The 12,818-nt window shown below is 63.5% G+C and carries 9 protein-coding genes; 4 read left to right on the top strand and 5 right to left on the bottom strand.

All coding sequences use genetic code 11. From position 1 onward, the window contains the following. Positions 1-79 precede the first annotated feature (79 nt). Positions 80-652 (bottom strand): xanthine phosphoribosyltransferase, encoded by a 573-nt coding sequence (locus tag ACF8R4_RS03600; protein ID WP_003253535.1) that lies wholly within the window; start codon positions 650-652, stop codon positions 80-82. Between the two features lie 65 nt (positions 653-717). Beyond that, positions 718-2,727, bottom strand: coding sequence for a DNA helicase Rep (gene rep / locus ACF8R4_RS03595; RefSeq protein ID WP_060498192.1), 2,010 nt, complete (start codon positions 2,725-2,727; stop codon positions 718-720). Between the two features lie 298 nt (positions 2,728-3,025). Here rep and ACF8R4_RS03590 point away from each other — a divergent pair, with 298 nt between their 5' ends. Continuing rightward, positions 3,026-4,693, top strand: a complete 1,668-nt coding sequence (locus ACF8R4_RS03590; protein ID WP_060498191.1) for a bifunctional diguanylate cyclase/phosphodiesterase — start codon at positions 3,026-3,028, stop codon at positions 4,691-4,693. Between the two features lie 81 nt (positions 4,694-4,774). On the opposite strand, the gene ACF8R4_RS03585 is transcribed toward ACF8R4_RS03590, so the two are convergent. After that, the gene (locus tag ACF8R4_RS03585) at positions 4,775-6,163 is read right to left on the bottom strand and encodes a NorM family multidrug efflux MATE transporter (protein WP_060498190.1); all 1,389 of its coding nucleotides are present in this window, start codon (positions 6,161-6,163) and stop codon (positions 4,775-4,777) included. Between the two features lie 157 nt (positions 6,164-6,320). Here ACF8R4_RS03585 and ACF8R4_RS03580 point away from each other — a divergent pair, with 157 nt between their 5' ends. Then, complete coding sequence (locus ACF8R4_RS03580; protein WP_060498189.1) at positions 6,321-7,247, top strand: LysR substrate-binding domain-containing protein; 927 nt, start codon at positions 6,321-6,323, stop codon at positions 7,245-7,247. A 51-nt stretch (positions 7,248-7,298) separates the two neighbouring features. Here ACF8R4_RS03580 and ACF8R4_RS03575 read toward each other — a convergent pair whose 3' ends face one another. Both ACF8R4_RS03575 and ACF8R4_RS03570 read right to left on the bottom strand, forming a co-directional pair. Further along, the gene (locus ACF8R4_RS03575; RefSeq protein WP_060498188.1) at positions 7,299-8,693 is read right to left on the bottom strand and encodes a VOC family protein; all 1,395 of its coding nucleotides are present in this window, start codon (positions 8,691-8,693) and stop codon (positions 7,299-7,301) included. Positions 8,694-8,833: 140 nt separating this feature from the next. Next, positions 8,834-9,724, bottom strand: coding sequence for a LysR family transcriptional regulator (locus tag ACF8R4_RS03570; RefSeq protein WP_060498187.1), 891 nt, complete (start codon positions 9,722-9,724; stop codon positions 8,834-8,836). A gap of 136 nt (positions 9,725-9,860) precedes the next feature. On the opposite strand from ACF8R4_RS03570, the gene ACF8R4_RS03565 reads away from it, so the two are divergent. Together ACF8R4_RS03565 and ACF8R4_RS03560 are read left to right on the top strand one after the other, a co-directional pair. Continuing rightward, positions 9,861-11,351 carry an aldehyde dehydrogenase family protein gene (locus tag ACF8R4_RS03565; protein WP_016712672.1) on the top strand — a complete coding sequence of 497 codons (1,491 nt, stop codon included), beginning with the start codon at positions 9,861-9,863 and terminating at the stop codon, positions 11,349-11,351. 166 nt (positions 11,352-11,517) lie between these two features. Beyond that, the gene (locus tag ACF8R4_RS03560; RefSeq protein WP_156866871.1) at positions 11,518-12,804 is read left to right on the top strand and encodes an FAD-binding oxidoreductase; all 1,287 of its coding nucleotides are present in this window, start codon (positions 11,518-11,520) and stop codon (positions 12,802-12,804) included. Positions 12,805-12,818: the final 14 nt, after the last annotated feature.

The raw sequence follows: 12,818 nt of genomic DNA, 5'->3' as shown, positions 1-12,818 counted from the left end.
GGTTTACCCGCGAATGCTTGAGTGAGCGCACCATCGCATTCGCGGGTGAACCCGCTCCCACAGGGATCGCGTTGCGGCCTTACTCGATGAAGGACACCACTCCGCCTTCCAGCGACTTCACCCGGGCCAGCGATTCAACGCGGTAGCCCTGGCTGTCCAGCTCGGCACGGCCGCCCTGGAACGACTTCTCGATCACGATACCCAGGCCAGCCACGGTGGCGCCGGCTTGCTTGATGATCGAGATCAGCGCCTGCGACGCCTTGCCGTTGGCCAGGAAGTCGTCGATCACCAGCACGCGGTCGCTGCTGTTGAGGTGGCGCGGCGAGATGGCCACGGTGTTTTCGGTCTGCTTGGTGAAGGAATACACCGAGGCGGTCAGCAGGTTCTCGGTCAGGGTCAGCGACTGGTGCTTGCGGGCAAAAATCACCGGCACGCCCAGCTTTAGGCCCGTCATCACCGCCGGGGCAATGCCCGAGGCTTCGATGGTGACGATCTTGGTCACGCCCGCGTCAGCGAACAGGCGGGCGAACTCGTCACCGATCAGCTGCATCAGCGCAGGGTCGATCTGGTGGTTGAGAAACGCGTCGACTTTGAGAACCTGATCGGAAAGCACGATGCCTTCTTCGCGAATCTTCTGATGCAGTGCTTCCACTGTGGTATTCCTCGATGTAACAAAGGTGGCCGCTAAAAGCGGCAGAATTAAAGAGTAATGGTTGATCAGCGTTTGAGCATTGCCCGGATATCGGCCAAGGCGTTGTTGCCGCGTGCGGCTTTCACCTCGACCGGTGCATCGTCCAGGCCCTCCCAGGCCAGGTCGTCCGGTGGCAGTTCGTCGAGGAACCGGCTGGGCGTGCAGTCGATGATTTCACCGTACTGCTTGCGCTTGGCAGCGAAGGTGAAGGCCAGGGTCTGACGTGCGCGGGTGATGCCCACGTAGGCCAGGCGGCGTTCCTCTTCGATGGTGTCAGCCTCGATGCTGGAGCGGTGCGGGAGGATTTCCTCTTCCATGCCCATGATGAACACGTAGGGGAACTCCAGGCCCTTGGAGGCGTGCAGGGTCATCATCTGCACACCTTCGGCGTTCTCTTCCTCTTCCTGCTGGCGCTCGAGCATGTCGCGCAGCACCAGCTTGCCGATGGCGTCCTCGATGGTCATGTCACCCTCTTCATCCTTCTCGAGGGTGTTCTTCAGCGCGTCGACCAGGAACCAGACGTTGCTGATGCGGAACTCGGCAGCCTTGTCACTGGCGGTCTGCTGGCGGATCCAGTTCTCGTAGTCGATGTCGCGGATCATCTCGTGCAGCGCGGCAATCGGGTCTTCCAGGGCAACCTTTTGGCGCACCCCGTCCAGCCAATGCTTGAAGCGCTGCAAGCGCTCGGTGTAGCGGGCATCCAGGTGCTCGCCTAGGCCCAGCTCCTCGCTGGCGGCGTACATGGAAATGCCGCGCTCGGTGGAATAGTTGCCGAGCTTTTCCAGGGTGGTGGAACCGATTTCGCGCCGTGGCACGTTGATGACGCGCAGGTAGGCGTTGTCATCGTCCGGGTTCACCAGCAGGCGCAGGTACGCCATCAGGTCCTTGACCTCCTGGCGACCGAAGAAGCTGTTGCCGCCCGACAGGCGATACGGCACCTGGTGGTGCTGCAGCTTCAGCTCGATCAGCTTGGCCTGGTAGTTGCCACGGTAAAGGATGGCAAAGTCGCTGTACGGGCGGTTGGTGCGCAGGTGCAAGGTGAGGATTTCCATGGCCACGCGCTCGGCCTCGGCTTCCTCGTTCTTGCAGCGGATGACGCGAATCTCGTCGCCTACGCCCATCTCGCTCCACAGTTGCTTCTCGAACGCATGTGGGTTGTTGGCGATCAGCACGTTGGCGCAGCGCAGGATGCGGCTGGTGGAGCGGTAGTTCTGCTCCAGCATGACGATCTTCAGGGAGGGGTAGTCCTCCTTGAGCAGCATCAGGTTCTCGGGGCGGGCACCGCGCCAGGCGTAGATCGACTGGTCGTCGTCGCCCACCACGGTGAACTGGTTGCGCATGCCGATCAGCATCTTCACCAGCAGGTACTGGCTGGCGTTGGTGTCCTGGTATTCGTCCACCAGTAGGTAGCGCACGCGGTTCTGCCAGCGCTCCAGCACCTCAGGATGCTCCTGGAACAGCTTGACCGGTTGCAGGATCAGGTCGTCGAAGTCCACCGCGTTGAACGCCTTGAGCGTGCGCTGGTAGTGGGTGTAGACGATGGCGGCGGTCTGCTCGCGCGGGTTGCGCGCCTTTTCCAGGGCCTCGGGTGGCAGGATCAGGTCGTTTTTCCAGGCACCGATCATGTTCTTGATCTCGTCGATGCCGTCGTCGCCGGAGTATTCCTTCTGCATGATGTCCGACAGCAACGCCTTGATGTCGGACTCGTCGAAGATCGAGAAGCCCGGCTTGTAGCCCAGTCGCTCGTGCTCCTTGCGGATGATGTTCAGGCCCAGGTTGTGGAAGGTACACACCGTAAGGCCGCGGCCTTCCCCCGGACGCAGCAAGGTGCCGACACGTTCCTTCATCTCGCGCGCGGCCTTGTTGGTAAAGGTCATCGCCACGATGTACTGGGCACGGATGCCGCAGTTCTGGATCAGGTGGGCAATCTTGCGCGTGATCACGCTGGTCTTGCCCGAACCTGCACCGGCGAGCACCAAAAGAGGGCCGCCGACGTAGTCACGGGCTTCCTGCTGCCGGGGATTGAGTCGGGACATGCTAGAAACCGGGGGTCGCCAGAAAATAGCCGCGCATTCTAACAGGCATGGGGCCGTTATGGCGCGACCGTCTGACGTCTGAGTCAGACTTTTGTCCGGCCTACTATTAGCGGGACTAATCCTAGTACCTGAAAAAATCATATTTGCCGGTACGGCTCGTTTCGAGCAGGATGCACGACAAAATACGTCGGGATGCTACGCTCGTAAAAAAACATGTATAAAAGTGAAAATCATTTTCATTAAATGCAGTAGCATACCCGCCAGTTATCGTTGCACCGTGAAGCCCTAAGGAGTCCGCTTGTCCACGCCTGTCGAACCTTTGCGTTTGCTGCTGTTGGCTGATGAGCCGGAATGGGCCGCCTTGTTGCACGCTTGCATGCCTGCCCTGAGCGGCAGCGCCGTGCTGCTCACCGCCCCGAACTGGGAGTCCGTCGACAGCCTGTTCAGCAATGATCGCCAGGCTGTGGTGCTGGCAACCCCGGCTCAGCAGCCCGTGCCCGGGCGCTGCGACCTGCCGACCATCCTGCTGCTCGACCACGAGCCCGAGGTGGCGCCCACGGCCGTCAGCGACTGGCTGGTACGCGGCCAGCTCAATGCCGATACTTTGCGCCGCTCGCTGCGTCATGTCCGTGAGCGTGGTGTGCTGGTGGCCACCTTGCAGCGCCTGGCTGAGCAGGACCCCCTGACCGGCATCGCCAACCGCCAAGGCTTCCAGGCCTTGCTGACTGCGCGCCTGGCCGAAAACGAAGGCCGTGGCGTTGCCTTGGGCCACCTGGACCTGGACAACTTCCGCCACGTCAACGATGCCCTCGGCCACCAGAGCGGCGACCGGCTGATCCTGCAGGTGGTGGCGCGGTTGCAAAACCAGCTGGAGGCGGGTGACCAGCTGGCCCGCCTGGGCAGCGACGAGTTTGCCCTGCTGATCGACACCCGCCGCGACGCCAACCGCGCCGAATGGATTGCCGAACGTATCGTCGAAGCCTTGGCCGAACCCTACTTCATCGACGGCGAAAGCCTGCTGCTGGGCTGCAGCCTGGGCCTGGCCCATGCCCGCGCCCAAGCGGGGGCCGACCCTTTGATGTGGCACGCCCACATCGCCATGCGCCAGGCCAAGGGCAGCCAAGGCTGCACCTTCCATGTGTTCAACGAGCGCATCAACCGCAACGCCCGTAGCCTGGCCGACCTGGAAAGCGAGCTGCGCCGCGCCCTGCGCCGTGATGAGTTGGAGCTGCACTATCAGCCGAGGCTAGACCTGGCCGATGGCCGAATTGTCGGCCTGGAAGCGCTGGTGCGCTGGCGCCATGCCGAGCGCGGGCTGCTGCCGCCCAGCGAGTTCGTGCCGTTGGCCGAGCAAAGTGGCCTGATCGTGCCGCTGGGTTACTGGGTCATCTCCCGTGCCCTGCGTGACATGCAGGTGCTGTGCGAGCGCGGCCTGGAGCCGCTGCACATGGCAGTCAACCTGAGCTTCCGCCAGTTCCAGGACAGCCAGCTGCTGGCCACCTTGAGCCGCCTGATCCTCGAGCACGGTGTCGATGCCCGCTGGCTGGAGTTCGAACTGACCGAAACGGCAGTCATGCGCCGCAACGAGCTGGTGCGCCAGACCATGGACGCCCTTGGCCGCCTGGGTGTGCGTTTCTCCCTGGACGATTTCGGTACCGGGTTTTCTTCGTTCGTGCACCTCAACAGCTTGCCGATCACCTTGCTCAAGGTAGACCGCAGCTTTGTGGCCGAAATGGAAATGCGCGAGGAAAACCGCAAGCTGGTGCATGCCATGATCAACCTGGCGCACAACCTCAACCTCGAAGTGGTCGCCGAGGGGGTGGAGAGTCAAGAGCAGCTGGCATTGTTGCGTGGGTTTGGCTGTGACCAGGTGCAGGGCTTCTTGGTCAGCAAGCCGCTGCCGGTGGGGGAGTTGATCGATTTTCTGCTGAAGGTGCCTGGCCGTCAGCTGGATGCTGTGCGTTAGGGCCCTTTCGAGGGCACGCCCGCTCCCACAGGGGCCGCGCAATCCTGTGGGAGCGGGCGTGCCCGCGAAGAGGCCCTGACGTCAGGCCGAAGCAGCAGCCCCTGCACGCACCTCAGCCTTCACAAGCAACCGCTTCATCCGCCACTCAAAGCCAAACGTCAGCGCCACCGCCGCACACGCCAGCCCCAGCGCCAAGCCCCACCAGATTCCCACCGCACCACCGCCCAAGGTAAAGGTGAACAGCCACGCACTCGGCGCCCCCACCAGCCAGTAGCACACCAGCCCAATCAGGAAGGTGGTCTTGGCATCCTTCAGCCCGCGGATCGAGCCCATGGCAATCGTCTGCATGCCATCGAACAGCTCGAACCACGCCGCCACCATCAGCAACTGCACGGCCACCTGGAAGATCGCAGCAAAAGCCGGGTCGTTACGGTCGATAAACAGCCCCACCAGCGCCTCGGGCAGCAGCAGGAACAGCGCGGCGAAGGCAAACATGATCATGGCCCCGAAGCCAATGCCCACGCGCCCGGCGCTGCGCGCCGCCAGCAGGTTGCCAGCGCCGTAATACAAGCCCACCCGCATGGTCACTGCATACGACAGCCCCGTCGGCACCATGAACGCCGTGGACACGATCTGCAGGGCGATCTGGTGCGCGGCCAGCTCGGTACTGCCCAGCACGCCCATGCACAGCGCGGCGAAGGCGAACAGGCCCACTTCCACCATGTAGGTACCGCCAATTGGCAGCCCCAGCCGCCACAGCTCGCGCAGTGCTGGCAGCGACGGGCGCGACAGGCCCTTGCGCAGTGGGTAGGCGGCATAGGCCGAGTGCCAGCGGATATACAGCGCCAGCGCGATAGCCATACCCATCGACACCACTGCGGTGACCAGGCCGATGCCCATCAGGCCCAGCTTGGGCAGGCCGAACATGCCCTCGATCAGCGCCACGTTGAACAGGTAGTTCAGCACCGTGCCGATCAGGCTGATGACCATCACCGGGGTCGAGCGCCCCAGCGCACTGGTGAAACCGCGCAACGCCATGAACGTCAGGTAGCCGGGCAGGGCCAGTGGCAGCAGCGTGAGGAATTCGGCCGCCGAGGCCACGTTCTCGGGCTTTTGCCCGAACAGTAGCAGCACCGGCTCCAGGTTCCACAGCACCAGCGCGGCGAACAGCGCCAGGCCCCAGGCCAGCCACAGGCCGCTCTGCGCCAGCCGGGTCGCGCCTTCGATATCGTTGGCGCCCTTGCGAATCGCCACCAGGGTGCCGACTGCGGCGATCACACCCAGGCAGAAGATCGACACGAACGAGTAGCTGGCTGCACCCAGACCGCCACCGGCCAGGGCCTGCGGGCTGATGCGGGCCATCATCAGGGTGTCGGTCAGCACCATGAGCATGTGCGCCAACTGCGAGGCAATCAGCGGCCCGGCCAGGCGCAGCAAAGCCTTGAGTTCTGTGGTGGGCGCGACGTGCATGAGGGCTGTCCTTCTTCCTGAGGTGATGAACGAAGGGCGATTCTGAGGCTTTGGTCAACTTTGCACAAAAGGATAAAAGCGATCATTGGCATGAGTCTGACTCATGTATATATGCTTCTTGGTGATCCGCTCCACAGCCCCGTATGGCAGGTGCCTCATGTCTCGTCAGCTTCCTCCGTTGTATGCCCTTCGCGCATTTGAAGCCGCCGCACGGCTAAGTTCCTTCACCCGTGCCGGTGAGGAACTGTCGATCACTCAGAGCGCGGTCAGCCGGCATATCCGCACGCTGGAGGATCACTTCGCCTGCCGCCTGTTCGTGCGCAGTGGCCGCAACCTGCAACTGACCGAGGCCGCACGGGTATTGCTGCCAGGCGTTCGCGAAGGCTTCGCGGCGCTGGAGCGGGCCTGCGATACCTTGCGCGGTGAAGACGACATCCTGCGCATGAAGGCCCCCTCGACCCTGACCATGCGCTGGTTGCTGGCGTGTTTGAGCCGTTTCCGTCACCTGCAGCCAGGCAATGAAGTACAGCTGACCAGTGCCTGGATGGACGTTGACCATGTGGACTTCAACCAGGAGCCGTTCGATTGCGCGGTGTTGCTCAGCGACGGAGTGTTCCCGCCGGACTGGGAAGTGCGCAAGCTGTTCCCGGAGTTGCTGATACCGGTGGGGGAGCCAGATCTGCTGGAAAAAGGACCTTGGGACGAGCACCAGCTGGCCTCTATCGAGCTGCTGCACCCCACGGTGGACAAGCGCGACTGGCGGGAGTGGCTGGAGCGCATGGGGTTGAGCGACAAGGTTTCGCTCAAGGGCGGGCAGGTGTTTGACACCCTGGAACTGGGCATGATCGCCGCTGCGCGTGGCTACGGGATTTCCATGGGCGATTTGCTGATGGTGGCCGAAGATGTGGCGCAGGGGCGGTTGAGCCTGCCCTGGCCGACAGCAGTGCCCAGCGGGATGGACTACTACTTGGTATGGCCACGTACCCGGCCGGGTGGCGAGCGGTTGCGGCGGTTGAGTGATTTTCTGGCAGACGAGGTGGCGGCGATGGATTTGCCGGATGTGGAAATCCTGCCGTCCCTCTGATCACATGTACCGGCCTCTTCGCGGGTTTACCCGCGAAGAGGCCGCAATGCCTTACATAGAGCCCAGGTTCAGTGCCTGAGCACAGGCCTGCAACGACCGGCGTTCACTTTGCGCATACAGCGCCAGCTCATCCTGCACCTGCAACCCCAACGCCGCCTCAAAGGCATCGCGGTTGGCATTGCTGCCATATTCGGCCTGCGCATCGTCGCCCAGGTTGGACTGGAAGATGCCCGCCGCGCTCACCGGCAGGAAGTCCTCGTACACCAGCGCCTCGAAGTGCACATGGCCTGCGTCGATCAGCCCTTGCAGGGTGGTCGGGCGGCCTTCCTGGTCACGCGCAGCCAGGCCTTTCTCGGTCGCGAAGTAGCGGAAGTATGCCAGGCCCTGTTCACGCATCTGCGCCAGGTCGTCCGGGAACTCGGCAAAGGTGTCTTTCAGTAGCGCCATGTAGCGCTCGGCATTGGCCTCGGCCGGTGCGCCACCCAGGGCCGCGCGGGTGGCATCGAGCAGCTTGTCGTACAGCTGGCGACCCTTCGGCGTCAGCGCCGCGCCGCGTTGTTCGATCTCGCCGAAACGGGCGGTGTGGCTGCCTTCGCTGCCCTGCTGGTCGCTGAATGCGACCTTTTCCTGCAAGGCCTTGAAGCTGGTCTGGCGCAGCAGGATCGGGTGACGACGGGTAGGCGGGCCTTCGACCACGGCCTTCGGCGGGATGCCTTTGGCCGGCATGCCGACCTGGATCGCATCGATGTCCAGGGTCCGTGGGGTCAGGTGGTTGATGTGCGGGCCCTTGAAGGCCACCACATCGGCGATCAGGCGGTGCTGGTCGTGCAACTGCTGGTACTGCTCGGCGGTGACGGTGGCGTCATGGTGCCAGCGGAAGGTGTGCAACGCTTCCTGCACGAACGCACCGGCATCTGCGGCGTTCAGCCCGCCATCGCGCTCGCTCTGGGCGATCAGTTCGAGGGCGCGGCTGGTGAAGATCTGGCGCTTGGCCAGGATGCCCTGTGCCAGCTCGCGCAGTTGCGGGTTGTCGATCAGCTCCAGGCGCAGCAGCGAAGTGAACACACGGAACGGGCTGACATGCAGCGACTGTTCATGCACGGCGCGGAAGGCGGTGGAGTGCACCGGCACGCCAGCAGAGCTCAGGTCGTAGTAGCCGACCGGCTCCATACCCATGACGGCAAACAGGCGGGCGATGGTGGCCAGCTCTTCGGCGGTGCCAACGCGGATGGCGCCATGGCGTTCCTGGTCCAGTCGCTCGATTTCCCCGGTCCAGCGCAGGGCCTCGGCAACCTTGGGCTGCTGGGCCATGACCTGCTGGTTGATTTCGCTCACCAGCTCCAGCAGCGTGCCGTACAGGGGCACTTCCTGTTTGTACATGAGCGACATGGCGGCAGAGAACTGCGCGCGAATGCTGTCTGGGCTGACGAAATCGTGGGCGGGCATCGCTAGCTTCCTGGTTGGGTTCGGACGCTTACATGAAAGCTGGGAATGCACTTGGCTCACAAGCGAAAAAAAGTGAGTGTGTCATTCCTTTTTTGATCGACCTTGAGAGGCCTTTCGCGGGTTCGCCCGCGAAGAGGCCCTCAAGCCTGAAGCTGCTCGTGAATCCACTCCACCAATGCCCTTACCTTGGGCACCTCCGCCGCATGTTCGGCATACGCCAGATAATGCGCTCCGGCACTGCGCATCGCATGGTTCCAAGGCACCACCAGACTCCCCTCGGCCAGCTCCTTCGCTGCCAGGTAACGTGGCACCAGCGCCACCCCGCACCCGGCCTGCGCCGCGCTCAAGGCCATATAGAACGTATCGAAGCGTGGCCCGTGGTAAGCGCTGACGCTTTGCAGGTCCTGCTCCAGGAACCACTCATGCCACGCCTCCGGCCGCGACGTGCTCTGCAACAGCACCAGGTCGGCCAGCTCTGCGGCATCGCCCAGCGTGCGCCCGGCCAGTAGCTCCGGCGCGCACACCGGCACCACCTCTTCGCGGAACAGCTCCACGCAGGTGGCACCCGGCCAAGTACCCTGGCCATAGAAAAACACCACGTCCGCCGAGCCCTGCAACAGGGCAAACGGCTCCATCTCGTTGCGGATATCGAGGTGAATATTGCTGTGCCGCTTACCAAAACCCTTCAGGTGCGGGATCAGCCAGCGCACGCCAAAACTCGGTTGAGTGGCTACCTTCAATATCTCGGTCTGCTCGCCGTAGGTGAGTACGTAGCGGCTGGACATGTCCACCTGGGTGAGGATCTTGTTGACCTCGGCCAGGTACAGGCTGCCGGCCGGCGTCAGTTGCAGGCGCCGGCGAATGCGCAGGAACAGGTGGTGGCGCAGCATGTCTTCAAGCTGCGCCACCTGCTTGCTGACCGCACTCTGGGTCAGGTGCAGCTCTTCGGCGGCACGGGTAAAGCTCAAATGGCGGGCTGCAGCTTCAAAGCACTGCAGGGCGGTCATGGAGGGCACCAGGCGTTTGGACATAGCGGTCTCTGCGGCTCAAATCATTACCTGACGGAATGATATGCGGAATAAAGGTCGTTTGTTGTACTTATGTGATCGGATTAATACTGATCCACATCATTTTTCCACCCCATCACCCGATGTAGGAGAAGCACAAATGGTTGCTGGATTGCTCGAGCGCCTTGGCGTTGCCGCCGAGGCTTACACCCAGGGCGACTACCCTGTTCACACGCCGATCGACGGCAGCCAGATCGCCTCGGTGAAACTGCTCGGCAAGGCCGAGACCATCGCCCGCATCGACCAGGCCCAAAGCGCCTTCGAAGCCTGGCGCACCGTGCCGGCCCCGCGCCGTGGCGAACTGGTGCGCCTGTTCGGCGAAGTGCTGCGTGAGCACAAGGCTGACCTGGGCGAGCTGGTATCGATCGAAGCCGGCAAGATCACCCAGGAAGGCCTGGGCGAAGTACAGGAAATGATCGACATCTGCGACTTCGCCGTTGGCCTGTCGCGTCAGCTGTACGGCCTGACCATCGCCTCCGAGCGCCCAGGCCACCACATGCGTGAAACCTGGCACCCGCTGGGCGTGGTCGGCGTGATCAGCGCCTTCAACTTCCCGGTTGCCGTCTGGGCCTGGAACACCGCCCTGGCCCTGGTGGCCGGTAACTCGGTGGTGTGGAAGCCTTCTGAGAAAACCCCGCTCACCGCCCTGGCTTGCCAGGCTCTGTTCGAAAAAGCCCTGAAAGCCTTCGGCGATGCCCCGGCTGGCCTGGCCCAACTGGTTATCGGCGGCCGTGAAGCCGGCGAAGCCATGGTCGACGACCCGCGCGTGCCGCTGGTCAGCGCCACCGGCAGCACCCGCATGGGTCGTGAAGTGGGCCCACGTGTTGCTGCCCGTTTCGGCCGCAGCATCCTCGAACTGGGTGGCAACAACGCCATGATCCTGGCCCCGAGCGCCGACCTGGACCTGGCCGTGCGCGGCATCCTGTTCTCGGCTGTGGGTACTGCTGGCCAGCGTTGCACCACCCTGCGCCGCCTGATCGTGCACCGCTCGATCAAGGACGAAGTGGTTGCCCGCGTCAAAGCCGCCTACGGCAAAGTGCGCATCGGCGACCCACGCAAGGACAACCTGGTCGGCCCGCTGATCGACAAACTGTCGTTCGATGCCATGCAAGGCGCGCTGGCCAAGGCCCGCGACGAAGGCGGCCAGGTGTTTGGCGGCGAGCGTCAGCTGGCCGACCAGTACCCGAATGCCTACTACGTGTCGCCTGCCATTGCCGAAATGCCGGCGCAGAGCGACGTGGTGCGCCACGAAACCTTCGCCCCGATCCTGTACGTGCTGGCCTATGACGACTTCGAAGAGGCCCTGCGCCTGAACAACGAAGTGCCACAAGGCCTGTCGTCGTGCATCTTCACCACCGACATTCGTGAGGCCGAGCGCTTCCAGAGTGCCTCGGGCAGCGACTGCGGCATCGCCAACGTCAACATCGGCACCAGCGGCGCCGAGATCGGCGGTGCGTTTGGTGGCGAGAAGGAAACCGGCGGTGGTCGTGAGTCGGGTTCGGATGCCTGGAAAGGCTACATGCGTCGTCAGACCAACACCGTGAACTACTCGCGCGAGCTGCCGCTGGCGCAGGGTATTGTGTTCGACTGATGGGTTGATGCTGCATGGCCGGGGGCTCAGCCCCCGGTTCGCGGGCAAGCCCGCTCCCACAGGTCCCCACAGAGTTCGAAACCTGTGTACCTCCTGTGGGAGCGGGCTTGCCCGCGAATGGGCCCTAACGCGGCCCCAAACAAGAACAAATTGCTGGAGCCGGGCCATGTCCGAACTGCGTCAAGAATGCTTGTGGGAATTCGTCAGCAAACCGACCGTAGCCGCCCAGGCCCTGGCCGGTGAGCACAAGGCCGATGTTTGCGTGATCGGTGGCGGCATTACCGGCCTGTCTGCAGCCATCCACCTGCTCGAACAGGGCAAGTCGGTGATCCTGCTGGAGGCCTGGAAGGTCGGCCACGGCGGCTCCGGGCGCAACGTGGGCTTGGTCAACGCCGGTACCTGGATCCGCCCTGACGACGTCGAGGCCACCCTCGGCCAGAAGCAGGGCAGCCGCCTGAACACAGTGCTCGGCGAAGCCCCGGCTGAAGTGTTCGCCATGATCGAGCGCCTGGGCATCGACTGCCAGGCCCAGCACAAAGGCACGCTGCACATGGCGCACAACGCCTCCGGCATCGCCGACCTTGAGGCCCGCCACGAACAATGGCGCCGCCGCGGTGCCGACGTGGAGCTGCTGACCGGCGCCCAGTGCCAGGAATACTGCGGTACCAACAAGATTTCCGCCGCGCTGCTCGACCGCCGCGCCGGCACCATCAACCCCATGGGCTACACCCAGGGCCTGGCGGCTGCCGTGGCGCGTCTGGGCGGCAAGCTGTTCCAGCAGTCTTCGGTCGAAGGCCTGGAGCGTGACGGCGATGCCTGGCGGGTGAAGACCGCACGTGGCTCGGTGCGCGCCGACAAGGTGGTGATTTCCACCGGTGCCTACACCGAAGGCGACTGGAGCAACCTGCAGAAGCAGTTTTTCCGTGGGTACTACTACCAGGTGGCGTCCAAGCCGTTGCAGGGCGCAGCAGCCGACAAGGTGCTGCCGCATGGTCAAGGCTCGTGGGACACCCGCACTGTGCTCAGCAGCATCCGCCGCGACGACCAGGGCCGTCTGCTGCTTGGCAGCCTGGGCCGGGTCGACAACAAGCCGTCGTGGTTCATCCGCAGTTGGGCAGACCGGATCCAGAGCCACTACTACCCGGAGCTGGGCAAGGTCGAGTGGGAAATGCACTGGACGGGCTGCATCGATTTCACCCCCGATCACCTGATGCGCCTGTTTGAGCCGGCGCCGGGGCTGGTGGCGGTGACCGGGTACAACGGGCGTGGTAACACCACCGGCACCGTGATTGGCCGGGCGTTTGCCGAGTTCCTGCTGAAGGGGGAGGCGGATAGCCTGCCGATTCCGTTCTCGCCGATGAGCGGCGTGAGCGCGCCATCGCTGCGCACGGCGTTCTACGAGTCCGGCTTCTCGCTGTACCACGCGGGGCAATGCTTGAGAGTTGTGTTGTAGGTAATGGCCTCTTC

The sequence above is a fragment of the Pseudomonas sp. FYR_2 genome (genome assembly GCF_043106425.1).
Taxonomy (GTDB): domain Bacteria; phylum Pseudomonadota; class Gammaproteobacteria; order Pseudomonadales; family Pseudomonadaceae; genus Aquipseudomonas; species Aquipseudomonas monteilii.
The sequence above is the reverse complement of the archived record's forward strand: the minus strand, read 5'-3'. Positions and strand labels throughout refer to the sequence as shown.

Bases quoted from the DNA above. Each gene is read 5' to 3' on its own strand.
- ACF8R4_RS03575 (WP_060498188.1), bottom strand. From the start codon at position 8,693: ATGCCCGCCCACGATTTCGTCAGCCCAGACAGCATTCGCGCGCAGTTC.
- ACF8R4_RS03570 (WP_060498187.1), bottom strand. From the start codon at position 9,724: ATGTCCAAACGCCTGGTGCCCTCCATGACCGCCCTGCAGTGCTTTGAA.
- ACF8R4_RS03585 (WP_060498190.1), bottom strand. From the start codon at position 6,163: ATGCACGTCGCGCCCACCACAGAACTCAAGGCTTTGCTGCGCCTGGCC.
- ACF8R4_RS03560 (WP_156866871.1), top strand. From the start codon at position 11,518: ATGTCCGAACTGCGTCAAGAATGCTTGTGGGAATTCGTCAGCAAACCG.
- ACF8R4_RS03580 (WP_060498189.1), top strand. From the start codon at position 6,321: ATGTCTCGTCAGCTTCCTCCGTTGTATGCCCTTCGCGCATTTGAAGCC.
- ACF8R4_RS03565 (WP_016712672.1), top strand. From the start codon at position 9,861: ATGGTTGCTGGATTGCTCGAGCGCCTTGGCGTTGCCGCCGAGGCTTAC.
- rep (WP_060498192.1), bottom strand. From the start codon at position 2,727: ATGTCCCGACTCAATCCCCGGCAGCAGGAAGCCCGTGACTACGTCGGC.